Below are 22788 nucleotides of genomic sequence, written 5' to 3'. Positions count from 1 at the left end.
GGGAGAGGCTATAGCCCAAGGTCTTTTAAGATGACATCGAGTGGTTTCGCACCCTTCTTCTTGGTTTCGGCGAGGGCCGCGCGGGCATCCACCAAGTCGATGCGGTCTTCGAGCTCTTCCAGCAAGCGCAAGTCGTCCATCGGCACCACGGCAGCGATCTCTTTCCCGCGCCGTTTCAATACGACACGCTCTTTTCCGAACGCCACGCGGTTCAGCGTATCTGAGAACCCTTCTCTCGCTTTACTAGTTGGTAAATGAGCCATGGGCGCACCTCATGTAGATATGAAATAGTACAACAATCATGAATTGTACAAATTGTACAATTGTGGATAGGGGGAGTCAAGGACGGATGGGGATGGAGATGGGGGCAGGACGGAAGACTCGGTCTTCCACGTGGCGGAAGAGGTTGGCTCGAAAAGCCTGACGCTGTTGGCTTTGTTGTCGGCGCGACTGGACGAGCCACCGGTCCGCATCTCCATTGGGGCGTGAAGCTCAACGGCGCCCGCGTGAATCCCTACGCGCTCCTCGATCTGCCCTTCAAAGGCGCCGTGCAGCAGGCCGCTCCATCGCCGGTAGCCGAGCCGACATTCGGGGTGGGTTCACCGGCGCAGTAATCCACGAGTCTGAGGCAAGCCCGTGTGTTGTCGACATTGATGCGTTAGTTCCCCGCCATTCCCAGTCCATCCATCAGGGGCATCAGGTTTTCGGCTCCTGGGCCTTGGCCGTTCTTCATCGCGTCGCTGATTTCATCCAAAAGTTGTCCGGCTTGCGGGTTGTAGGACTTGATCTTCTCGCTCAGGTGTCCGGATAGCATGCCTTGCTGAACTTCCGCCTCGGTCAGTTTTCCTTCCTTCATTCCCTGCTGCAGAAGGTTGGCCAGGGTTTGCACCTTGGCGAAGAGATCGGGTGGCATGGTGCGCAGAATGTTGGCCGCTTCTCCGGTTCCCATCTGTGCTGCGGATGGAAAGGCCAACAAGCCTATGAATCCGACCATGAGAACGACGCTCATGCACACTCTTTTCATCGGTGCCTCCTCATCCTGGTTCACTGCGGATAGGTCATTCCCGCACGGAGTCGATTCTATTATCGGCAGTGAGAGCCGTTCGAGACAGGAAAAACGGGAATTGCGTCAGTAGTTGGATTCGAGGCTGGAAGGCGTCTTATTTAGGATGGTGGCGGCGGCTCGGGAGAGGGCCGCGTCGTGGCGGTGGTCGAGGCTATAGATGCGGAATTGCACGAGACGGGTCGGCAGGAGGTCCAGAAATTCTTCAAGCGGTTCGGACGACACCTGTTTGGTGCCTGGGTCATAGACATAGAGCGGATTGCCCCGACGATCCTTGGGGTCCGGCCGGGGATCGAGCGGGGCCATGTCCACGCGGAACTCCAGGCCTCTTAAGTCTTTCGGCAGCTCTTTCGCGATTTGTTCTTCAAAGAGGGTGTGGCTGGGAATGGCCATGCCGCGCTCCTGCCCCTTTTCCTTCAGGGCCGTGCTGTAGGCCATTTTCCACTTCACGTCGCGGTCCAGAATCCGTCCCCATTCATGGCCTAATTGGCGGCGGGCTTTCTGCCGTGACTTCTTCCAGCCGCGGACTTCTTCCAGCAGCGACCAATCGGTGAGGGTGAGGTAGTCCTCCATATGCTTGCGGGGGTCGCGGGGAAAGAGCAGCTGCATCGTTTCGCCGAAGATGTCGCGCAGGTGGATGTCGATGGCTCTGGTCGTCCGGTGAAAATAGACGTTGGAGTAGAGGTACATGCGGGTGTTGAGGAACATCTGCAGTGCCGGGAGGCCGGTCTTATGGATCGTAAAGCCCTTGTCAGTGACGATGGTGTAATGGATGAGCCGGGTGAGATCCACGGGGCCGACGGCTACGCCGCACATGTAGGAATCGCGCAGCACATAGTCGAGATTATCGCCGGTATAGCTGCCGGAGATCACGGGCTGGAGCATGTTGAGCCAGCGCGGGAGGCGGGAATTGTCCTTCCCTTTTTCCTTCAAGATCAGGTGGGCGATCTGATCCGGGTTCAGCTCTTCGCCTTTGGCAAAGGGCCCGGTGGGGCTCCGGCGGATTTTTCGGATGATCGAGCCGAGATGTTCACGGATGATGATCTGGCCCAGCTTTTCATGCGTGAGGTGAAAGCCATGGAGGTAGTTGTCGTCGAAGAAATGGCAAAAGGGGCCGTGGCCGATGTCGTGAACGAGTGCGGTGATGCGCAGCAGCTCTTCGACGTAGTTTGCCGAGGGCACGTCTTTCACGATCTTTTTCAGAAACGGATAGAGGTGCCGGGCGAAGCGTCCGGCGACGTGCATGGTGCCGAGCGAGTGGACGAAGCGGGTATGTTCGGCCGAGGGGTAGACCCAGCGCGCGCTTTGGAGCTGGTAGATGTAGCGGAGCCGCTGGACCCAGGGGGAATCGATCAGGTCTTTTTCGGTGCGTTCATGGGGATCGGGGTTCGCGAACGGCACGGTGAAGGAGACGTATTTATGGATCGGATCGGCGATGAGGGCGGAGCCGTCATAGGGCGCATTGATGGATTCGTCGGCTTCTTGCATGGCAGCTCTGCATCTTAGCCCACCTGATCATGGGGCGGCAATGGCGCTTGAGCCGAAGCCTGTGCGGGGCGGCGATACTTGGTAATGAGGAAATAGGCGGTCGGATAGGCCAGGGCTGCTCCGAGCAGGCTCAGGACAACCGCGCCCAGGGTAAAGGGGATGGCGTAAGGCAGAATCTGTTGGTACAGGCCGGCGAAAGTGAGGTCGTGCCAGTCGAACGCGGGACTATCGGCCCGGCCCAGCAAGAGCGCGCCGCTCCAGTAGGTGGCGCCGAGAATCGGGACGACGGTCCAGGGATTGTTGATGAGCGAGCCTGCCAGCAGGGCAACAAAGTTGAGGCCGAAGAGCCAGGTGCATAACCCCACCAGGATGATGTGCAATCCGTAGGCGGGCGAAAAGGCAATGAAGACGCCGAGTGCAAACGCGAAGGCGGTCCGCCTGGGCGGTTCCTGGAGATGCAGGACCTGGCGAAGCAGCGATCGAAAAGATGGGGAGAATGCCACGGGGTGCGTTCGTTTCGTTACTGGAAATGTTGATAGCTCGTGACCGGGAGCGGCCTGGCCGTTCCGTCGATCGAGACCGCCTGTATGCCGAATGTACGTGGGCGTATGACGCCCACCTTCGTGATTTGAAATCCTCGCGCGCGCGCCTGGCGTTCGAGGGATCGTTCGTGGCGCGGGGCCACGGTAAAGAGAAGCTCATAGTCTTCTCCGCCGGCCAGCGCGAGCGTGGCCGGGTCGATTCCTTGCGTCTCGGCATAGGCCCGGCAGGCCGGCGAGAGCGGGAGTTGCGCGACATCGACCGTGGCGCCCACACGGCTCTGTTCGCAGATATGGCGAAGGTCGCCGGAGAGCCCGTCGGAGAGGTCGATGGCCGAGGTGGCGAAACGGGCCTGATTGAGCCAGAGCCCTTCCTGCACGCGAGCGGTCGGATGCAGATGCCGGTTGATGAGAAAGCGCCGGTCAGCAGGGCGAAGGCGCGGGCTTCGTACGGTGCGCCGTGCGTTCGTCAACAGCTGCAGGCCGGCCAGTGAATCGCCGATGGTGCCGGTCACGTAGAGACTGTCGCCGATTTTCGCGCCATGGCGGAACAGCGCCCGGCCGTGTTTCGCGGTGCCGAGCAGGGTGATGCTGAGAAAGAGCCCTTGACGGGAGGCGGAGGTGTCTCCGCCGATCAACTGCACATCATATCCGTCACAGGCCTGCATGAGCCCCCGGTAGAGTTGCGTGATGTCGGCGGTTCGCAGAGATGGCGGAATGGCGATGGAGACCAGAAGGAATCGAGGCGTCGCGCCCATGGCGGCCACATCGCTCAAGTTGGCCATGGCGGCCCGGTAACCGACCGATGCCAGCGCGGCGGTGCGCAAGTCGAAATGGACGTCCTCGGCGAGGAGATCGGTGGTGAGGACGGTCCAGTCGCCGGACGGAATCGAAACGACCGCGGCGTCGTCGCCGATGCCTTGGAGAACCGACGGGCTTTTCCGCTCAAACCGGCGCTGCAACTGCCGGATGAGCGGAAATTCCTGGATGGGTGTAGCGGCCTTTCGACGGGCCATAGGTGACACGTTAGGGCAAGGGGTTGGGCGGCGATGTCATGAGCGTCGTTTGGGCCGCGTAGATGGTTTCTTGGCTGCCGGCTTGGCGGCTGGCTTGTGCTGGAGCGCGATTTTCATGACGTCGTCCACGGTATCGGCGAACGCCAATTGAATGCCTTTCAGGAGATGTTTCGGGATTTCCTCCAGGTCTTTCTTATTGCGCTTGGGGAGGAGCACCATGGCCAGTTTGGCCCGCTTGGCCGCCAGAATCTTTTCTTTGAGTCCGCCGATCGGCAGCACCCGGCCGCGCAGGGTGATTTCTCCGGTCATCGCCAGGTCCCGTCGCACGGGAATGCCGGAGAGGGCTGAGGCGATCGCCGTCGCCATGGTAATGCCGGCCGATGGGCCGTCTTTGGGAATGGCGCCGGCGGGAACATGGATATGGAGGTCCTGCTTGCTGAACATGTCGGGATTGATGTTGAGGGTCTTCTCCCGCGACCGCACATAGCTGAGCGCCGCCTGCGCGGACTCTTTCATGACGTCGCCGAGATGGCCGGTGAGGGTGAGGTGGCCCTTGCCTTTCATGACCGTGGCTTCGATGTAGAGGACATCGCCGCCGGATTCGGTCCAGGCAAGCCCCGTGGCGACGCCGATTTCGTCTTTTTCCAGTTCCGCTTCCGGCACGTATTTCGTGACCCCGAGGTACTTGTTGAGATTGGCCGGTGTGACGGGGAAGCCCTGGCCTTTCCCTTCAGCGACTTTCTTGGCCACTTTCCGCATGACGTTGGCGATTTCGCGTTCGAGATTGCGGACGCCGGCCTCGCGCGTGTAGTTGGCGATGATCATGCGCAACGCCTGGTCCGTGATCGTGACGTGCTTGCCGGTGATCCCATGCTCGGTGAGCTGGCGGGGGATCAAATAGGTCTGGGCGATGCCGAGTTTTTCTTCCTCCGTATAGCCCGGGATTTCGATGATTTCCATCCGGTCGCGGAGGGCTGGCAGGATCGGATCGATCAAGTTCGCGGTCGTGATGAACATGACCTCCGTCAAGTCGAAGGGCACCCCGAGGTAATGGTCGGTGAAGGTGCTATTCTGTTCCGGGTCGAGCACTTCGAGCAGTGCCGCGGAGGGATCTCCCCGGAAATCCATGCCCACCTTGTCGATTTCGTCCAGCATGAAGACGGGATTATTGGTCCCGGCTTGCTTCATGCCCTGGATGAGACGGCCCGGCAGGGCGCCGACGTAGGTGCGGCGATGGCCACGGATTTCGGCTTCGTCTCGGACACCGCCGAGGCTGATGCGGACGAACTCGCGTCCCAGCGCCTTGGCAATCGATTTGCCCAGCGATGTTTTTCCCACGCCCGGAGGGCCGACAAAACAGAGAATCGGCCCCTTCATCTTTTCTTTCAGCTTCCGGACAGCCAGATATTCCAGGATCCGCTCTTTCACCTTTTCCAGATCGTAATGATCCTCGTTGAGCACCCGGGCGGCGGCTTTCAGGTCGAGATTGTCTTTCGACTTTTTGGACCAGGGCAGCTCCACCAGCCATTCGAGGTAGGTGCGCACTGTCGCCGACTCCGCCGTGTCGGGATGCATCTTCTCCAGGCGCTTGAGCTGTTTTTCCGCTTCCTTGAGGACTTTCTCCGGCATCTTGGCGTCTTTGATGCGCGTACGGAATTCGGCGACCTCTTCGGTGCGTTCGTCGAGCTCGCCCAGTTCTTTCTGGATGGCTTTGAGCTGCTCGCGCAGGAAATACTCGCGCTGCGTCTTGTCCATCTCGCCCTTGGCTTGGGCCTGGATTTTTTGCTGCATCGAGAGCACTTCGATTTCTTTGCCGAGGATGTCGCTGACTTGCCGGAGGCGCTGGATCGGATCGGCAATTTCCAGCACGCTTTGGGTGACCTCCACCTTGAGCCCGAGATTCGAGGCGACCATGTCGGCCAGCCGGCCCGGCTCTTCCAGATTTTCGATCACCACCATGACGTCGGGAATCAGAATTTTCCCCAGGCTCACGATGCGCTCGATCTGCTCCTTGACGGTGCGCATGACCGCCTCGGATTCCAGCGTCGTGGCGGTGATTTTCGTGTCTGGCAGCTTGGTGATGCGCACGGAGTAATAGGGATCGGTCTGGATGTAGTTGGTGATGTTCGCTTTGGCGATGCCTTGGACGAGGATTTTGATCCGCTCGTCGGGCAGCTTCAGCATGCGCATGATGATGCCGACGGTCCCCACGTTGTGAATGTCCTCGGGTTTCGGGTTTTCCAGGTCGAGCGCTTTTTGCGTGGCGAGGAAGATCATGCGGTTGCCTGCCAGCGCGGCTTCGATTGCGCGGATAGACATCTCGCGGCCGACAAACAGGGGCAGCACCATATAGGGGAAGACTACGATATCGCGGACGGGCAAGAGCGGCAGCTGGTCGGGTACCTCCACGTTTTGCGGCGGTTGGAGGTCTTGTTCGATGGAGTCAGTCATGGGCGATCGATCCTTCTCTATCGTCGTATCTAGCGTGATCGGCGAGTGGTGTGTCTGGCGGCGTTTGCCCGCATTTTCGTTGAGAGGTATTCGTGAAACTCAGGGCCCAGAGACGGATTTTTCAGTGCGAACTCGACGGTGGCAATCAAAAACCCTAATTTGTCTCCGGCATCGTGGCGGAGTCCCACCACTTCGTGGGCGTACATGGGTGATTGCTTCGCCAAAGTTTTCAACGCATCGGTCAATTGGATTTCACCGTTTTTCCCGGGCTTCGTCTTGCGCAGAATCGGGAAGATCTCCGGCGGAAGGATATAGCGCCCGATCACGGCGAGCGTGGACGGCGCTTCAGCCGGTGACGGCTTTTCGACGAGGTCCATGACGCGGTGCAGGCCTTTGCCGAGTCGCTTGGGCGTGACGATGCCGTAGCGGCCGACGTCCTGTTTGGGAACATCTTGTACGCCCAGCACGGCCCCATGGCGCTTGTTATAGACGTGGATGAGTTGCGCGAGCGCGGGAACCGGCGCATCGATGATTTCATCGCCGAGAATGACCGCAAAGGGTTCGTCGCCGATCAGGCGCTGCGCGCAGAGCACGGCATGGCCCAATCCGAGTGCTTCCGGCTGGCGGACATAGCAAAAGTTGGCCAGGGTCGAAATCTGGCGCATCTGGTTGAGCAGTTGGGATTTACCGGTGCCTTTAAGGTTTTCCTCGAGCTCGACTGAGCGGTCGAAGTGGTCTTCGATGGCGCGCTTGCCTCGGCCGGTGATGACGATGATGTCCTCGATGCCCGAGGCGACGGCTTCTTCGACCGTGTATTGAATCAACGGTTTATCGACCAAGGGGAGCATCTCTTTAGGCGATGCTTTGGTGGCGGGAAGGAAGCGCGTCCCGAGGCCTGCCGCGGGGATGACAGCTTTTCGAACAGTATAGGATGGCATCTGTGCGATAGTATGTGATGGGTCAAGTGAAGTCAAGAAATGGGCGCAGTTGAAACGTCGTGGCGCGCGGGCAAATTTCCTCGGCCCCATAATCCTTTACATCAACTCAAGGCATCAATATAATCCGGAAGTTTCGCGCTCGCGTTGTCTGCCGTGGGGCGGTGTCTGGCGATGTCCACACAGCCCGGGGAGGCACACCTATGAGCTGTCTCAGAGAGCGGTTTGGGGGCTGAGGGATTAAGCCTTCGGCTGTGTCTATACAGGTGCTACGGGCGATCACTTCCCGGTATCACGATTATCCCGATTGGGGTGGGGGCATCTTCGTTTGTGGCTGTAATGTGGTGTCGAAAATCCCAATGGGTGGTGTTGGCCTTGGCGCTGTTCTCCGTTCTGATGACCCTCGGGGACGTCTGGGCGCAGGCGGTCACTCCCAAGGTCAAAGCGGTCGATATCCGCGGCAATAAACGGATCGAGGTGCCCGCGATTACCGGGCGGCTGACGCTCAAAGTGGATGATCCCTACACGCCCGAAACGGTGCGCGGCCAGGTCAAGATTCTGTATGACACGGGATATTTTGAGGATGTGCAGGTCGAAACGGAATCGGTCGCGGGCGGGATGGCGGTGGTATTCGTCGTGCGGGAAAAGCCGTTCATTACCGAGATCGTGTATGACGGCAATGTGAATTTGAGCGACGATAAGCTCAAGGAAAAAACCACGATCAAGGGCCAGTCGTTCTTGGACCAGCAGCAGGCCAAGGAAAGCGCGGAGAAAATTCGCGTGGCCTACCAGGAAGAGGGCTATTACAACGCCCAAGTCACCCCGGTTGTGCAAACGCTGGACGAGGAGCAGAAGCGGCTCACGTTCTTCGTCAAGGAAGGTGAGAAGGCGCGGGTGAAGACGGTGGTGTTCGATGGGATGCGGGCTGCGACCAAGGAAGAAATTTTCAAGCTTGTGGCGGTGCGGGAGTGGATTCCTTGGTATGGGCTCATCACGCAATTGAAGTTGCCGTCGTTCGTGTCGGATGCCGGGATCTTGAAGCAGGAAGAACTGCCCAACGATGTTGAGCGGATCAAGGAGGTCCTGCTGAACAAAGGCTATCTCAACGCACAAGTCAGCCTGCCCACGGTGGAATTGAGCGAGGACAAGCAGTGGTTTACGGTGACTTACAATGTTGCCGAGGGAGAGCCGTTCACCGTGTCCGAAGTGGGATTCCGCGGCTACACCGTGTTCGAGGATGCGGAGCTCCGGGAAAAACTGAAGATCAAGGACGGGGAGATCTTTCAGCGGGCCAAGCTCCGCGACGAAGTCACGCGGTTGACCGACTTATACGGCAGCAAGGGCTATGCGTTCGCCGATGTCGTGCCGAACGTCAACCCGAACAATGACGAGCGCACGGCGAGCATCATCCTCAGCATTAAGGAGGGTGAGATGATGCGGATTCGCCAGATCAATATCGTCGGCAACGACAAGACCCGCGACAACGTCATCCGCCGGGAGATCCGTGTCGACGAGCAGGATGTGATCGATACGGCGGCATTGAAACGGAGTTTCCAGCGGCTGAACAATTTGAACTTCTTTGAAACGGTGGAAATTCTTCCCGGGCAGGTGGCTCCGGACAAGGTCGATCTCAATGTGCGCGTGAAAGAGAAGCCGACGGGGCAGTTCAGCATCGGCGGCGGATTCAGCACGCTCGACCAGCTGGTCGCGATGGCGGACATTACGGAAGGCAATCTTTTCGGCGAGGGGTATATGGGACGTATTCGCGGGCAGCTCGGCCAGCGGCGGTCCCTGGGCTTGATCACCTTTCGCAACCCCTATCTCAACGACTCATTGACCTCGCTGCAATTGGATATCTACCGCAGCATGACGAATTACCTGTCGTATTTTGAGGAGAAAACCGGCGCGAGTGTCATGTTTGGACGATGGCTCTCGGAGTATGTCTCGGGGAGCGTCAGTCTTTTTGCCGAACAGCTTCGGTTTAAGGATCCGCAAGCAGGCCTCTGTCCGGATCTCCTGCCGTTGATCTGCCGGCAGCTCGGCAGCCAGACAACCACAGGATTTCGGACCGCGCTGTTCCGGGATACCAGGGATTATTACTTGGATCCCCGGACGGGCTGGCGGATCGGAGGTGGCTTTGACCTTGGCACTCCGATGCTCGGAGGAAGCAATAATTTTTACAAATATAATCTCGACATCATGAAGTATACGCCGTTGCCGTTCGATACCCGGTTCGCGGTGCGCGCCCGCTATGCCGCGGTAGAGGCGTTGGGGGAACGGCAGGTCCCGCTGACCGAGCGGTTCTTTGTCGGCGGCATCAATACGATGCGCGGCTTTGCGTTTGGTAAGGCTGGTCCTGTGGTCCCGAATTTCTACACCATCGTCGGCGCCTCGAAACAATTGATCTTCAACTTCGACTATGTCTTTACGATTTCATCCGAAGCGAAGCTCAATGGCGTGATCTTCTTCGATTATGGAAAGGGCTTCGACGATAATGAGAAGCTCTCGCTGAATTTGCGGAAAGCGGCGGGTATCGAAGGCCGGTGGATTTCTCCCTTCGGTCCTCTGCGGGTGGCCTACGGGCTGAATTTGGATCCGAAGGTTGGCGAGCGGACGGGTGTGTTTGAGTTCACGATCGGGTCTATTTTCTAAGCGGAAAGTGAAGGAGTCTGGTGAGAAGGGACGCTGTGAATAGATTTGCATGGTCAATGGCAGGCTGGACGCAGGTGGCCCTCCTGGTTGTTCTGGTGGCGTCTGCAACCGGCTGCGCCGGAGCCGGCGGCAAGGTGGAGGGAAAGGTCGGGGTGCTGGATCCCGCGCGCATTCTGTCCGATACGGCGGCCGGAAAAAAAACCAAGGACAGCCTCGCGGCGTTTGCGAAAAACCGCCAGATCCTGATCGAGTTGGATGAAAAAGAGCTGCGCCGGATGGAGGAGGACTTTGTGAAGCAGGCCAGCGTCCTCAGCCCTGCGGCGAAACGGGAGCGCGAAGAAGTGTTTCGCCGCCGGATGCAGGAGTATCAGCAGAAGGTGACGGACCTCAATCGGGAAGTGCAGGAAAAGCAGAAGGACGTGATGGATGGTTTCCGTGAGAAGGTCGAGCTGGTCGCCGGCAAGGTGGCCAAGCGGTTGGGGCTTCAGGTGGTCTTCGACAAGGGCAAGGGCGGACCCACGTTCTATCATGACGACACGCTCGATATTTCCGGGCAGGTGATCGAGGAATTCAACCGAGAATATCCCTAACAGGAGGGAAGGCGCGCGATGAAACGACATCAGGGAATCGCATGGGGGCTTGGATTGGTGCTGGGGTGTGTGGGGCTGGTGCAATCCGCGCTGGCGGCGGAACCGGCCAAAGTCGGTGTGATGGACCAGCAGGCGGTGATGGAGCGATCGGCGGCGGGGAAGCGGGCCTTGGAGGAGATGAAGAGCTACTCGCTGACGCGCCAGAAAATCATCAGCGCGGACGACCAGGAATTGAAAGACTTCGAGCAGTCCATTCAGGACCCCAATAGCAAGCTGAGCGAGCAGGCCAAGCAGGAGAAACAAGAGCAGTTCCGGGCGAAGCTCGAAGCCTATCAGCGGCGCCTGGCGGACTTTAACCGCGAGGTGCAGCAGAAGCAGCGGGAGATGGTGATGGAGTATTCGAAGAAAATTGCCGAGGCGGCTCAGGCGGTGGCGCAAAAAGAGGGGTACCTGGCCATTCTCGACAAGGGGAGCATTACCTCGGTCCGGATCGTGCTCTATCATCAGCCGGCGCTGGATGTGACCGATCAGGTGGTGAAAGAGTTCGACCGCCAGAACAAATAATCGCAGGCAGGCGCAACGGGGAGAGGAGGCAGCGGCAATGGCAGGTATGGAACAAGCAGAGATTCAGGCATTACTCCCGCACCGGTATCCGTTTTTACTGGTCGATCGGATCAAGGAACTGGAGCCCGATCGCCGCATTGTCGGGATCAAGAATGTCACGGTCAATGAACCGTTTTTTCAAGGCCATTTCCCGGGCCGGCCGGTCATGCCGGGTGTGTTGATCATCGAAGCGATGGCGCAGGTCGGCGGGGTGCTGGCGTTCAAGTCGGTCATCACGACCGGGCAGCCGGTGGTCTATCTTACCGGGATCGATCATGCGAAGTTCCGGAAGCCTGTGGTGCCCGGAGACCAACTGCGGTTCGAGATCGAGGTGGTGAAAAAACGGGCTCCGTTCTGGAAGATGCAAGCGAAAGCGTTTGTGGACGACGAGTTGGTGTGTGAAGCCGAAGTGACGGCGATGGTGACGGAAGAAAAAGCTGTGAAGGGTGATGCGTGATCTGCCGCACGGCGGGCGAGCCATGCGGGATGCGAGGCATGACCGAGTCGCGCGTTTCTCGCGCGTCCCGCCGTTCCGTCTTATCACCCATCACCGATCACGGATCACTGGAGGTTTAGCGTGCAGATTCATGCGACAGCGATAGTGCATCCCAAGGCAAAGCTGGCCGATGACGTGGCGGTGGGGCCGTTTTGCCTGGTCGGCGAGCATGTGACGATCGGCAAAGGCACCCGCCTCCTCTCCCATGTCACGGTGGAGGGATGGACCGACATCGGCGAGCGCAACGAATTCCATCCCTTTTCATCGATCGGCGGCCCTCCGCAGCATTTGGGGTATAAGGGGGAGCCGACCAAAGTCGTCATTGGCGATGATAATATTTTCCGCGAATATGTCACGGTTAACCGCGCGACGGTGCAGGGCGGCGGGATCACCTCCGTCGGCAATAAGAACTTTCTCATGGCCTATGTGCATGTGGCGCACGATTGCCGCTTGGGGAGCCATCTGATCATGGCGAACGCCGCCAGCCTAGCCGGGCACATTACCGTCGGCGACCATGCGATCATCGGCGGCTTGACCGGCATCCATCAATTCGTCCGTGTGGGCGCCTATGCCATGGTGGGCGGGTGCTGCGCGATCGGGCAGGATGTGCCGCCGTTTACGCGCGCGGCCGGCGGGTATCGTGCCCATCTCTATGGCTTGAATTCCGTCGGGCTCCGCCGGCACGGGTTTTCCTCGGACCGGATTGCGGCGATCAAGAAGGCCTACGATCTGTTGTTCCGTTCGGGCCATAAGATTGCCGAAGCGGTCAAGCTGGCCAAGGCCGAGTTCAAGGACCAGGCCGATGTGGCACAGATGCTGGCGTTTATCGAGGGGACCAAGCGCGGTGTGTCCCGTTCGGTGGTGAAAGACCAGGAGGGTGAGGACTAACCGGGGTGGTCACGTCATCTCCTACCACTGGCGGCCGAATCGGGTTGATTGCCGGGAACGGTCGTTTCCCCATCATCTTTGCGGACAATGCCCGCAAGCTGGGCTATCACGTCTCGGCGGTTGCTCACGAGGGGGAGACGGATCCCGAATTGGCGCGCCACGTCGATCGTATTCAGTGGATCAAGATCGGCCAGCTCAATAAGCTGATTCAGGCGTTCAAAGAGGATGAAATCCGGCAGGCCGTGATGCTGGGGGGCATCAAGAAAACGCACGTCTTCACCACCGTCCGTCCGGATTTTCGCACGCTGGCCCTGGCCGCGCGGGTGGCTCTGTGGAAGGATGACGATATCCTGCGGGAATTTGCGGCTGAGTTGGAGCGGGAAGGGATCGTCATTTGCGAATCGACCTTCGGGCTTGAGGGGATTCTGGTTGAAGAAGGCCCGCTGACGTCCCGTACGCCGACCAAGAAAGAGTGGGACGATATTCGATATGGATGGCAGGTGGCTGAAGCCATCGGCCGTCTCGATATCGGCCAATGTGTGGTGATCAAGGACAAGGTCGTCGTCGCAGTCGAAGCGGTGGAAGGGACTGACGGCGCCATCAAGCGGGGCGGTGAATTGGCCAAAGACGGCGCGGTGGTCGTGAAACGGTGCAAGCCGCAGCAAGACTTGCGGTTCGATCTGCCGGCCATCGGGCCGCGCACGATCGACGTGATGGCCTCGGTGAAGGCCAGCGTCTTGGCGGTCGAAGCCGGCCGGACGGTGATCCTCGATCGCGAGGCGGTGCTGGAAAAGGCCCAAGGGTTTGGAATTGCCATTGTCGGGCTCAAGCAGGTCGAGCCGATGGAGAGGTGATGGGGGATCGGTGAGCCGTGAGGCGTGAATGACCAGACAGACCAGACAGACCAGACAGACGAGGAAGGCATGACGGCTTTGCGCGCGGGAGTCATTGGGGTCGGGCATCTGGGACAGCACCATGCGAGGCTTTATGCGTCGATTCCCGGTGTCACGCTCGCCGGAGTGACGGATCAAAGTCTCGAGCGGGCACAGGAGATTGCCGGCCGCCATGGCGCGCAGGTGTACGGCAGCCCGGCCGAGCTGTTGCCGCATGTCGATCTGGTGAGCGTGGCCGTTCCGACCTCGTCGCATTATGCCGTCGCCAAGGTGTGTCTCGAAGCGGGCAAGCATGTGCTGGTCGAAAAGCCGATCGCCGTGCAGCCGGCCGAGGCGCATGAGCTGGTGGCGTTGGCGAAGGCCAAGGGGCGCCGTCTGCAAGTCGGGCATAGCGAGCGATTCAATCCGATCATGCGGGTCATGCGGCCCCACATTCAGCGGCCGGTCTTCATCGAAGCCCATCGGTTGGCGTCGTATAACGAACGGGGTACGGATGTCGATGTGGTACTCGATCTAATGATTCACGATCTGGATCTGGTCCTTTCGTTCAACCCCGGTTCAGTCGAAGAGGTGCGGGCCTCCGGTGTGGCCGTGCTCTCCCCGACCATCGATATCGCGAACGCGCGCATCCAATTCAGCAGCGGGTGTGTGGCCAATCTGACCGCCAGCCGTATTTCGACCAATAAGATGCGCCGCCTGCGTCTGTTTCAGCGCGATGGCTATGTGTCCATCGATTTCCAGACCCGGCAGGGCATCATCTCCCGTCGCGTGTCGCCACCCGGTGAACGGCCGACGCTCGATACCGAGCAGTTCCAGGGAAATGCCGACGAGCCGCTGAAGCTGCAGCTCGAATCGTTCGTGCAGGCCATTCGGACTGAGTCCCGTCCCGAGGTGTCCGGCGATGACGGCGCGGCAGCGCTGGATGCCGCCCATCTTGTGCTCAAAGCGATTCAGGAGTTCGCCGCGCGCCAGTCGTAGCAGGCTGCTGAAAAAGTCCGCCAGCGGCGTTCTCGCATCGCTCAGAGGCTCAACGTACTGAAGCTGTACGCCTCGCCTCTTCTCTCGCTGCGGCCTTGCTGGACGGCCTTTTTGAGCAGCCTGCGGTTTTACAAATCTTTGGTGTGTTGAACAAATGTCTGGAGTGGAGTCCCCTCAGTATGCCCAAGGTTCTGATCATCAGCGGTGAGGCCTCAGGCGATCTGCACGGAGCGAATCTGGCGCGGGCGCTGAAGGCGCTCGATCCGGACGTGACGCTGGTGGGCGTCGGAGGGGCGGCGATGAAGGCGGCGGGCGTACGGCTCGTGGAGGGCTTCGGCCATCTCGATATCATGGGGCTGATCGGCCTGTCGGCCATCCGCGCGGTCATCAAGCGGTTTGTGGCCATGCGCCGGCTGCTCAGATCGGAACCGTGGGATGCCGTGGTGTTTATCGACAACCCGGGATTGAACCTCCGCTATGCCTGGTTTGCCAAGGCGGCGGGCCTGCGGGTGATCTACTATATTGCACCGCAGATCTGGGCGTGGAATCCGGGCCGGATGAAATATATCCAGCAGCGGGTGGATCGGGTGATCGTCATTCTTCCATTCGAGGCCGAGCTGTATCAGAAAGTTGGGCTGCCGTGCACGTTTGTCGGCCATCCCTTGCTCGATGCGGTGGCCCCGCACTACGACCGGACGAGTTTGCGGGAGCGATTTCAAGTCAAGACGGGCGGGCCTGTGGTGGCCTTGTTGCCGGGAAGCCGGTCCCGCGAAGTCCAGTCCCTGCTTCCGACCTTGCTGGAGGCTGCGGAACGGCTGGCGCGCGCCCGCCCTGACATGCAATTTATTTTGGCGCAGGCTTCCACAATCTCCGATCATCTCATTCAGCCGATTCTGCGGCAGAGCGCCGTGCCGGTCACGGTGGTGAAGGAGCAGGCCAGCGAAGTGATGGCTGTGTCGGATCTCGTCTTGGTGGCGTCGGGGACCGCCACGCTGCAGGCCGCCGTCGTGGGTACTCCGATGGTGCTGCTCTATCGAACCGATCGGGTGACCTATCGGCTGGCGCGCTGGTTGATTCGCGTACCATGGATCGGGCTGGTCAATCTGGTCGCCGGCCGGTCGGTTGTGCCCGAACTGATTCAGGATGAGGCGACGGGTGAGCGATTGTATGAAGAGGCTCGCCGGCTCTTGGAAGATGCGGCGGCGTATGATGAAATGAAACGGGCGTTGGCGGCGGTGAAGGCCAGCCTCGGAGAGCCGGGCGCGTCGTATCGGGCGGCCCAGGTGGTGTTGGACACATGTCGAGCCTAGAGCGATTTCGACGTCTCGTTCGGTATGTCCGCCCGTATCGGGCGCGGTTCATCGTGGCCATCGCCTGTTCAGGGGCGGTGGCCGCCTTGTCCGGCCTCTATGCCTGGTTGGTCAAACCGGTGCTTGACGGCATCTTCATCGAAAAAAACGAGAGCCTGTTGCTGGCCTTGCCGCTGGCCCTGTTAGGCGTATCGATTGTGAAGGCTTTTTTTAGCTATGGGCAGACCTATTTGACGAGTTATGTCGGCAACCGGGTGATTGCGGATATCCGTCAGGCGCTGTTCCAGCATCTCATGCGCTTGCCGGTGGGGTATCACGACGAGAATACCTCAGGTCGGCTGGTCTCGCGCGTCGTCAACGATGTCAGCTTGATGGCCAACGCGGTGTCCAACGTCTTGAAAGATATTTTCCAGCACAGCCTCACGTTTCTCGTGATGCTGGGGGTGATTTTCTATCAAAATTGGAAATTGGCCGGCCTGTCGATCGTGGTCATTCCGCTGTCGGTCGTCACGATGTCGCGGATGGGCCGGCGCCTGCGGACGCTGGCCACCAAGGGGCAGGAGCGGATGGGCGACATGTCGAACACCATTCAGGAGACCTTGAGCGGCATCCGGATGGTGAAGGCGTTCAAACGGGAAGAGGCGGAAGCTCAGCGCTTTGCCGTCAGCAACCAGGCGTTTCTCGCGACGACGCTCAAGGCGAATCAAGTGTGGTCGATCGGGTCGTCCCACATGGAAGTGATCGGCGTCATCGGCGTGGCGGTGATTATCTGGTATGGCGGCTACCTCGTCATTCACGATGAGATGACGCCGGGGGCGTTCTTCTCCTTTCTCACGGCCATGTTTATGGCGTTTACGCCGATCAGAAAACTGGCGGGCTCGAATAATTTGATTCAGCAGGCCTTGGCGGCGGCTGAACGGGTGTATGAAGTGCTCGATCTGAGAACGGAGCAGGACCAGGATCGAGGGACGGTGGAGTGTCAGGGCATCCGCCAGGGCATCGAGTTCCAAGGCGTGGCGCTCAGCTATAACGGGCAGACGGCGGCGGCGCTGTCGGGGATCGACCTGGCGATTCGTACCGGCGAGGTCGTGGCGCTCGTGGGCAGCAGCGGGAGTGGAAAGAGCACGCTGGTGAGCCTCTTGCCCAGATTTTATCAGCCGACGAGCGGACGGATTCTGCTCGATGGCACGCCGCTGGAATCCTATTCCTTGCCGTCGTTGCGCGCCCAGATCGGAATTGTCTCGCAAGACATTGTGTTGTTCGACGATACGGTGGCGAATAACATTGCCTTTGGCCGTCCCGGTGCGAGCCCGCAAGATGTGGAACGAGCGGCCGTGCAGGCCTATGCCCATGACTTTATCATGCAATTGCCGGACGGGTATGCCACGGTGATCGGTGAGCGGGGTGTGAAACTGTCTGGCGGCCAGCGCCAGCGGCTGGCGATTGCGCGGGCGATTTTGCGGGACCCGCCGTTGCTGATTCTCGACGAAGCGACCTCCGCGCTCGACACGGAATCCGAGCGCATTGTGCAGTTGGCGTTAAGCAATTTAATGCGGAACCGGACGACGGTGGTGATTGCTCATCGTCTCTCGACAGTGCAGAATGCGGATCGGATTGTGGTCTTGGACCGGGGCAGGATTGCCGAGATCGGGTCGCACGAGGAGTTGCTGCGGAAGAACGGATTGTATCGGCGCTTGCATGCGATGCAGTTTCAGGATGTCGCGAATGGATGAAGCCAAGTGACAGGTGACAAGTACCAAGTGGCCAGATAGACCGAATAGACCAAACAGACTAGATAGACCAGACAGACGAGATGAACCACATGAGCATAAAGAAGCGCATCGAGAATTGGCTCAAGTTTACGGTGCTGCCGCCGCTCGGGGCGCTGGTGATCCGCGGAATTAAGGGGACGATGCGGCTGGAGCAGCGGGGCCATGAACCGGTGGATGCGTTGTATCGCGAGGGGCGGTCGATCATTCTCGCGTTCTGGCATGCGCAGCAGTTGATGATCCCCTTTGGCTATCGCGGCGCCGGCTCGCATGTCTTGATCAGCCAGCACGGAGACGGAGAGATCATTGCCAGAATTATTGCCCGATTCGGCCACGAGGCGGTGCGCGGGTCGAGTACGAGAGGCGGAGCCGGAGCGTTGCGTGCGTTGATCAAGCTTGGACGGTCGGGGAAAGATGTGGTGGTGACGCCGGACGGCCCCAAAGGGCCTCGGCAGGTGGCCAAGCTGGGCGTGATTCAGCTGGCGAAGGCCACCGGGTTGCCGATTGTTCCCTTGGGGTTTGGCTGCTCAAAAAAAAACTCTTCTCGAGCTGGGATCGCTTCATGGTGCCGTATCCCTTCTCGCGGGGACTGTTCCTCTGGGGCGCACCGATCTGGGTCTCGCGCGAGGCGGATGAGGCTGCCCTTGAAGCCGCTCGCGTCGAACTGGAATCAGCGCTGAATCGGCTGACAGCTGAGGCGGAAGCGGACGTTGTCGCGATGAGCGGGAAAAGCAAGACTGGCGTGAAAGGTGGGGCGTGCTAGTCTCGCCTGTCGCGCCTCTCTCGCGCTGTAGCAATCTCATGTGGCGACTGCTCTACAATACGCTGCTCATTCTGGCTACTCCGATCATTCTCTGCATTCTGCTCGCCAAGAAACGATGCCGTCGGGGACTGCGCCAACGGTTGTTCGGCGGGGATCGCCTGTTTGGTCTATTTAGTCTGTCTCGTCCATCGGGTCGACCAGACAGACCAAACGAACCAGACAGACCGAATAGACCGACTATCTGGATTCATGCCGTGTCTCTCGGCGAAGTGGTGGCGGTGACGCCGCTGGTGAAAGATCTGCACCGCAGCCATCCCGATCACCGGTTCATCGTGTCGACGGTCACGGAAACAGGCCGGGAGGCGGTCGAGCAGCGATTGGCTGGGGTGGCGGAACACCGGTATGCTCCGCTCGACGTTCCCTGGGCCGTGTCACACGCGATCGCGCAGTGGCAGCCTGTGCTTTATGTGTTCGTCGAGACCGAACTCTGGCCGAATCTCTTGTGGGCTCTGCGGGACCGGCAGGTGCCGGCCGTTTTGGTCAATGGCCGGTTGTCGTCACGATCATTTTCACGGCAGCATGTCGCCGGTCTCACGTCGTTCTATCGTTCCGTGCTGCGGTCGCTCACGCTCTGTCTTATGCAATCGGAGCGCGATGTGCAGCGCATCGTGGCCTTGGGGGCCGATGCCGATCGGGTGCATAGGACCGGCAACATCAAGTTCGATCAGCCCATGCCGGCGACGGTGGCCGAGCCCTCGTTTCGCTCCAGGTTGGGGGTGCATGAGGGCGAGTCGCTTCTGCTCGCCGGCAGTACGCATGCGGGTGAGGAAGAGGCGCTGGTCGCGGCCTATCAACAAGTTATCGGCAGGCATCCTCATGCCGCTCTTATGCTGGCTCCGCGTCATATCGAACGCGTGCCGGCGGTGATCGCGATGGTCGCGTCAACCGGATTGGCGGTGCAACGCAAGAGCCAGCTCGATCGGAGAGTCACCGGGCCGCGGGTGATCATTCTCGATACGCGGGGGGAATTGGCTCAGGCCTATGGCGAAGCGGCGGTCGCCTTTGTCGGCGGGACGCTGGTGCCTGTGGGGGGGCATAATTTATTGGAGCCGGCCGTGTGGGGCAAGCCGGTGCTGTTCGGCCCCTATACGGATCATTGCGCGGAGATTGCCGCGATGTTGCTGGAGGCAGGCGGAGGCGTGCGGGTTGCGAATGCCGATGAGCTTGCACGCCAGATGAGCCAGTGGCTCACGGATGAGGAGGCGTGCCGTCGCACGGGTGAGGCGGCGCGCCAGATGGTGCGTGATAATCAAGGCGCATTGAAGCGGAGCCTCGATCTCATTGAAGCGTGCTTCCGAACCGCTCGTCATTCTGCGTCCCGGTCTGCTGATCGTGCCTCGCAGGCTGCGATGGTGGGGTCGTAAGCGTGGCGTGGTTGCGACCGGGGGATCCGGTTCGATCCTGGTTGGGATGGGCGGCCGTTCTATATGGCCTCGTGGTCCGGCTCCGGATGCGGGCGTATGATCGCGGGTGGTGTGCGCAGGCACGGCTGCCTTGCCGCGTGATCAGTGTGGGGAACCTGACCGTCGGAGGCACCGGCAAGACCCCGCTGGTGATTCTCTTGACGGAATGGCTGCTGGCGCAGGGCCAGCGGGTGGCGATCCTCAGCCGGGGATACAAACGTGCATCGACGGCGTCTCGCCTGTTGGTGTCGGATGGCCGGAGTCTGCTGGCCGGACCAGGCGAAGCGGGAGACGAACCCTATCTGATCGCGCGCCGTTGTCCGAAGGCCATCGTGGCGGTCGGGGCGGATCGTGCCTCCTTGGGCCGTTGGGTATTGGCGCAAGAACCGGTGGATTGCATCATCCTGGATGACGGGTTTCAGCATCGGGCGCTCTCGCGAGATTGCGATGTGGTGCTCGTGGATGCGATGGATGCCACAGGATTGGATGCGCTCCTGCCGGCCGGGCGGCTCCGCGAGCCGTTGGACGGCGTGCGGCGCGCGACGGCCGTGGTGATCACGCGCGCTGACTCGGAGCGGGACGTGTCGGCGGTTCGCAGCCGCTTGCAGAGGATGCTGCCTTCTGAGTCGCTCGCCGTGGAAGTGCGGTTCAAGTCAGATGAGCTCGTATCCGTGATGACCGGCGACCGTCACCCTGTCGATTGGGTTGTCGGGAAGAAGGCCTGGCTGGTGAGCGGGATCGGTAACAGCGAGGCGTTCCGGCGATTGGCCATGGATCTTGGAATACAGGTGTTGGGCGAAACGGCGTATATCGATCATCATGGCTATGGGTTGGAGGATGTAGTTCGCATTCGCGGACAGGCTGCTCGCGTGGGGGCGGAGATCGTATTGACGACGGAAAAAGATGCCGGGAAGCTCGCGCCGCTGCTGGCGGCTGATGACCAGTGGTGGGCCTTGCGGCTGCGCGCGGATGTGGTGCGCGGGGAAGCGCGGTTGCGCGGGCTTATAGTGGGCACGGGGCACGAGGCAAGGGGCGAGGGGGAGGAGGCGGAAGGGACAGCGCGATGAGCAGGATGAGCGGGAAAAGCGCGGCGTTTCGTCGCATCGTGGTACGGGCGCCGAATTGGATCGGCGATGCTGTGATGTGCGAACCGGCGCTTCGAGGTCTTCGGTCGCTCTTTCCGCAGGCGGAGCTCACCTTGCTGGCGAAACCGGCGATCGCGGAGCTCTTCGTTGCCTATCCTGGCCTGAATCATGTCGTGCGGTATGAGGACAAGGGGATCCACGCGGGGCTTTCGGGAAAGTGGACGCTGGCTGGGACGTTGCGGCGGCAGCGGTTCGATCTCGCGGTGCTGTTTCAAAATGCGTTTGAGGCGGCGCTGCTCACGTGGCTGGCCGGTATGCCCCGCCGCTACGGGTATGCCACCGATGGGCGGGTCTTTTTTCTGACCGATCCTGTGGCGGTTCCCGACCGGCAGGCCTTACGACATCAAGTGCACTACTATTGGGATATGCTCAGACCGTTGGGGCTCGCCGGCACGCCGGCCTCTCCGATGTTGACGCTGCATCAAGACGAAGAACGGGCGATGGATCGCCGTTTGGTGGAAGCCGGCATTGCCGAGACGGATCTCGTTTTGGGGATCAACCCCGGATCGACCTATGGCGGGGCCAAGCGCTGGTTGCCTGAGCGGTTTGCTGAGACCGTAGCACGACTGAGTCTGGAGATCGGCCGGCAGCAGGGGCGGACCCTGTCGGTGATCATCCTGGGAGCGAAGGGTGAAGAGGAGCTGGGGCAGGCCATCGCGGCGCGGCTTGGAATTCGTTCGGTGGTGTTGTCCGGCAAGACGACGATTCGTGAATTGATGGCGGCGACCAAGCGTTGCGCCCTGTTGGTGACGAATGATACGGGGCCGATGCACATTGCGGCGGCGTTCGGTGTGCCAGTGGTGGCCGTGTTCGGCCCGACCGATTGGCGCACGACGGCGCCCTACGGCCAGGAGCAGGGCATGGTTCGGCACCCGGTCGAGTGCGCGCCCTGTCTGTTGCGGGAGTGTCCCATCGATCATCGCTGCATGACGGGAGTCACGGTCGATCAGGTGTATGAGGCCGGTCTCTCTTGTCTATCTGGTCAAAGAAGTCTGTCTAGTCTATCTGGTCGAGGAGGAAGTTCTTCGACGGACCAGACTGACCAGATAGACCGAACAGACCAGACAGACCGAACAGACCTTCTTCACGGAGTCACCGTCTTTTTAGATCGTGATGGGACCTTGAATCCCGATCCCGGCTATATTCGTTCCCCGGAGCAGTTCGAACTGTTTCCCGGTGTGCCGGAGGCGCTGGCCAGACTGACAGGGGCCGGGGCGCGGCTGGTGCTGGTGACGAATCAGTCGGGGATCGGGAGAGGCTTCTTTTCAACGGCCGATCTGGAGCAGATCCACGCCAAGCTGCGGCGGCTGGCCGGTGAGGCTGGTGCTTCGTTCGCGGGGATGTATTTCTGTCCCCATCATCCGGACGAGACCTGTCATTGCCGAAAACCGGAGACCGGGATGGTCGAACAGGCGGTGAACGAGTTAGCCATCGATCTCTCGCGATCCTATCTTGTTGGCGATCATGCCAAGGATATGGAGCTGGCGAGACGGATTGGGGCCAAGCGGGTGCTGGTCAAGACGAAAGTCCATGGATCTCCTGAAGAGGACGGGGAGTGCAGGGAGGCCGATGCCGTCGTTTCCTCGCTCTCCGATGCGGCCGAGTGGATTCTGGCGGATGCGAATCAGCGGTAAAAGTGATCTGTCTTGTCTATCTGGTCTATCTCGTTTGTCGAGTCGATGGCGCGAGTAGGACCAAATAGGCCAGACGACCAAATAGACTGAACAGACCAGATAGACCTATGGA

At 60.1% G+C, this 22788-nt stretch carries 21 protein-coding genes; 14 read left to right on the top strand and 7 right to left on the bottom strand.

Translation table 11 applies throughout. The features are described 5' to 3' along the window. Positions 1–8 precede the first annotated feature (8 nt). Positions 9–263, bottom strand: coding sequence for a type II toxin-antitoxin system Phd/YefM family antitoxin (locus RI101_02630; GenBank protein MEC4888933.1), 255 nt, complete (start codon positions 261–263; stop codon positions 9–11). 222 nt (positions 264–485) lie between these two features. On the opposite strand from RI101_02630, the gene RI101_02625 reads away from it, so the two are divergent. Further along, positions 486–614, top strand: coding sequence for a hypothetical protein (locus tag RI101_02625; protein MEC4888932.1), 129 nt, complete (start codon positions 486–488; stop codon positions 612–614). 44 nt (positions 615–658) lie between these two features. Here the strand turns inward: RI101_02625 and RI101_02620 are convergent, their stop codons facing one another. The 6 genes from RI101_02620 to galU form a co-directional block, all read right to left on the bottom strand. Continuing rightward, positions 659–1009 (bottom strand): hypothetical protein, encoded by a 351-nt coding sequence (locus RI101_02620; GenBank protein ID MEC4888931.1) that lies wholly within the window; start codon positions 1007–1009, stop codon positions 659–661. A gap of 120 nt (positions 1010–1129) precedes the next feature. Continuing rightward, positions 1130–2551, bottom strand: coding sequence for an HD domain-containing protein (locus tag RI101_02615; protein MEC4888930.1), 1422 nt, complete (start codon positions 2549–2551; stop codon positions 1130–1132). Between the two features lie 14 nt (positions 2552–2565). Next, positions 2566–3054 carry a DUF2062 domain-containing protein gene (locus RI101_02610; GenBank protein MEC4888929.1) on the bottom strand — a complete coding sequence of 163 codons (489 nt, stop codon included), beginning with the start codon at positions 3052–3054 and terminating at the stop codon, positions 2566–2568. A gap of 17 nt (positions 3055–3071) precedes the next feature. Next, positions 3072–4106: a thiamine-phosphate kinase gene (gene thiL / locus RI101_02605; protein ID MEC4888928.1), complete on the bottom strand. Its 1035-nt coding sequence runs from the start codon at positions 4104–4106 to the stop codon at positions 3072–3074. Between the two features lie 36 nt (positions 4107–4142). Next, entirely contained in the window at positions 4143–6557 is a 2415-nt protein-coding gene (lon, locus tag RI101_02600) for an endopeptidase La (GenBank protein ID MEC4888927.1), read from the bottom strand. A 29-nt stretch (positions 6558–6586) separates the two neighbouring features. Next, entirely contained in the window at positions 6587–7495 is a 909-nt protein-coding gene (gene galU / locus RI101_02595; GenBank protein MEC4888926.1) for a UTP--glucose-1-phosphate uridylyltransferase GalU, read from the bottom strand. A 336-nt stretch (positions 7496–7831) separates the two neighbouring features. On the opposite strand from galU, the gene bamA reads away from it, so the two are divergent. The 13 genes from bamA to gmhB all read left to right on the top strand — a co-directional run bounded on the left by bamA (position 7832) and on the right by gmhB (position 22676). After that, positions 7832–10144, top strand: coding sequence for an outer membrane protein assembly factor BamA (bamA, locus tag RI101_02590; GenBank protein ID MEC4888925.1), 2313 nt, complete (start codon positions 7832–7834; stop codon positions 10142–10144). A gap of 35 nt (positions 10145–10179) precedes the next feature. Next, entirely contained in the window at positions 10180–10734 is a 555-nt protein-coding gene (locus RI101_02585) for an OmpH family outer membrane protein (GenBank protein ID MEC4888924.1), read from the top strand. An 18-nt stretch (positions 10735–10752) separates the two neighbouring features. Further along, positions 10753–11298, top strand: a complete 546-nt coding sequence (locus RI101_02580) for an OmpH family outer membrane protein (GenBank protein MEC4888923.1) — start codon at positions 10753–10755, stop codon at positions 11296–11298. Between the two features lie 37 nt (positions 11299–11335). Then, positions 11336–11794: a 3-hydroxyacyl-ACP dehydratase FabZ gene (fabZ, locus tag RI101_02575; protein ID MEC4888922.1), complete on the top strand. Its 459-nt coding sequence runs from the start codon at positions 11336–11338 to the stop codon at positions 11792–11794. Positions 11795–11914: 120 nt separating this feature from the next. Further along, positions 11915–12721: an acyl-ACP--UDP-N-acetylglucosamine O-acyltransferase gene (lpxA, locus tag RI101_02570; GenBank protein ID MEC4888921.1), complete on the top strand. Its 807-nt coding sequence runs from the start codon at positions 11915–11917 to the stop codon at positions 12719–12721. Positions 12722–12726: 5 nt separating this feature from the next. Then, positions 12727–13575, top strand: a complete 849-nt coding sequence (gene lpxI, locus RI101_02565) for a UDP-2,3-diacylglucosamine diphosphatase LpxI (GenBank protein MEC4888920.1) — start codon at positions 12727–12729, stop codon at positions 13573–13575. A 24-nt stretch (positions 13576–13599) separates the two neighbouring features. Continuing rightward, positions 13600–14592, top strand: a complete 993-nt coding sequence (locus RI101_02560) for a Gfo/Idh/MocA family oxidoreductase (protein MEC4888919.1) — start codon at positions 13600–13602, stop codon at positions 14590–14592. A gap of 179 nt (positions 14593–14771) precedes the next feature. After that, on the top strand, positions 14772–15902 hold the full coding sequence (lpxB, locus tag RI101_02555) for a lipid-A-disaccharide synthase (GenBank protein ID MEC4888918.1): 1131 nt from the start codon (positions 14772–14774) through the stop codon (positions 15900–15902). Then, positions 15890–17635 carry a lipid A export permease/ATP-binding protein MsbA gene (gene msbA, locus RI101_02550; protein MEC4888917.1) on the top strand — a complete coding sequence of 582 codons (1746 nt, stop codon included), beginning with the start codon at positions 15890–15892 and terminating at the stop codon, positions 17633–17635. The genes lpxB and msbA overlap by 13 nt, the downstream gene beginning before the upstream one ends. Positions 17636–17724: 89 nt before the next feature. Next, positions 17725–18351 carry a lysophospholipid acyltransferase family protein gene (locus RI101_02545; protein ID MEC4888916.1) on the top strand — a complete coding sequence of 209 codons (627 nt, stop codon included), beginning with the start codon at positions 17725–17727 and terminating at the stop codon, positions 18349–18351. A 121-nt stretch (positions 18352–18472) separates the two neighbouring features. Beyond that, on the top strand, positions 18473–19858 hold the full coding sequence (locus RI101_02540; GenBank protein MEC4888915.1) for a 3-deoxy-D-manno-octulosonic acid transferase: 1386 nt from the start codon (positions 18473–18475) through the stop codon (positions 19856–19858). 2 nt (positions 19859–19860) lie between these two features. Next, positions 19861–20964 carry a tetraacyldisaccharide 4'-kinase gene (lpxK, locus tag RI101_02535; GenBank protein MEC4888914.1) on the top strand — a complete coding sequence of 368 codons (1104 nt, stop codon included), beginning with the start codon at positions 19861–19863 and terminating at the stop codon, positions 20962–20964. Then, entirely contained in the window at positions 20961–22676 is a 1716-nt protein-coding gene (gmhB, locus tag RI101_02530; protein ID MEC4888913.1) for a D-glycero-beta-D-manno-heptose 1,7-bisphosphate 7-phosphatase, read from the top strand. The genes lpxK and gmhB overlap by 4 nt, the downstream gene beginning before the upstream one ends. Positions 22677–22788: the final 112 nt, after the last annotated feature.

It is taken from the genome of Nitrospira sp. (assembly GCA_035968315.1).
In the GTDB taxonomy this organism is placed as follows: domain Bacteria; phylum Nitrospirota; class Nitrospiria; order Nitrospirales; family Nitrospiraceae; genus Nitrospira_D.
This window is presented reverse-complemented; position numbering and strand designations above follow the sequence as displayed.

Coding starts and splice junctions, on each gene's coding strand:
- fabZ (MEC4888922.1), top strand. CDS start 11,336: ATGGCAGGTATGGAACAAGCAGAGATTCAGGCATTACTCCCGCACCGG.
- RI101_02630 (MEC4888933.1), bottom strand. CDS start 263: ATGGCTCATTTACCAACTAGTAAAGCGAGAGAAGGGTTCTCAGATACG.
- RI101_02620 (MEC4888931.1), bottom strand. CDS start 1,009: ATGAGCGTCGTTCTCATGGTCGGATTCATAGGCTTGTTGGCCTTTCCA.
- RI101_02580 (MEC4888923.1), top strand. CDS start 10,753: ATGAAACGACATCAGGGAATCGCATGGGGGCTTGGATTGGTGCTGGGG.
- galU (MEC4888926.1), bottom strand. CDS start 7,495: ATGCCATCCTATACTGTTCGAAAAGCTGTCATCCCCGCGGCAGGCCTC.
- RI101_02615 (MEC4888930.1), bottom strand. CDS start 2,551: ATGCAAGAAGCCGACGAATCCATCAATGCGCCCTATGACGGCTCCGCC.
- bamA (MEC4888925.1), top strand. CDS start 7,832: ATGTGGTGTCGAAAATCCCAATGGGTGGTGTTGGCCTTGGCGCTGTTC.
- RI101_02545 (MEC4888916.1), top strand. CDS start 17,725: ATGAGCATAAAGAAGCGCATCGAGAATTGGCTCAAGTTTACGGTGCTG.
- lon (MEC4888927.1), bottom strand. CDS start 6,557: ATGACTGACTCCATCGAACAAGACCTCCAACCGCCGCAAAACGTGGAG.
- thiL (MEC4888928.1), bottom strand. CDS start 4,106: ATGGCCCGTCGAAAGGCCGCTACACCCATCCAGGAATTTCCGCTCATC.
- gmhB (MEC4888913.1), top strand. CDS start 20,961: ATGAGCAGGATGAGCGGGAAAAGCGCGGCGTTTCGTCGCATCGTGGTA.
- RI101_02540 (MEC4888915.1), top strand. CDS start 18,473: ATGTGGCGACTGCTCTACAATACGCTGCTCATTCTGGCTACTCCGATC.
- msbA (MEC4888917.1), top strand. CDS start 15,890: ATGTCGAGCCTAGAGCGATTTCGACGTCTCGTTCGGTATGTCCGCCCG.
- lpxB (MEC4888918.1), top strand. CDS start 14,772: ATGCCCAAGGTTCTGATCATCAGCGGTGAGGCCTCAGGCGATCTGCAC.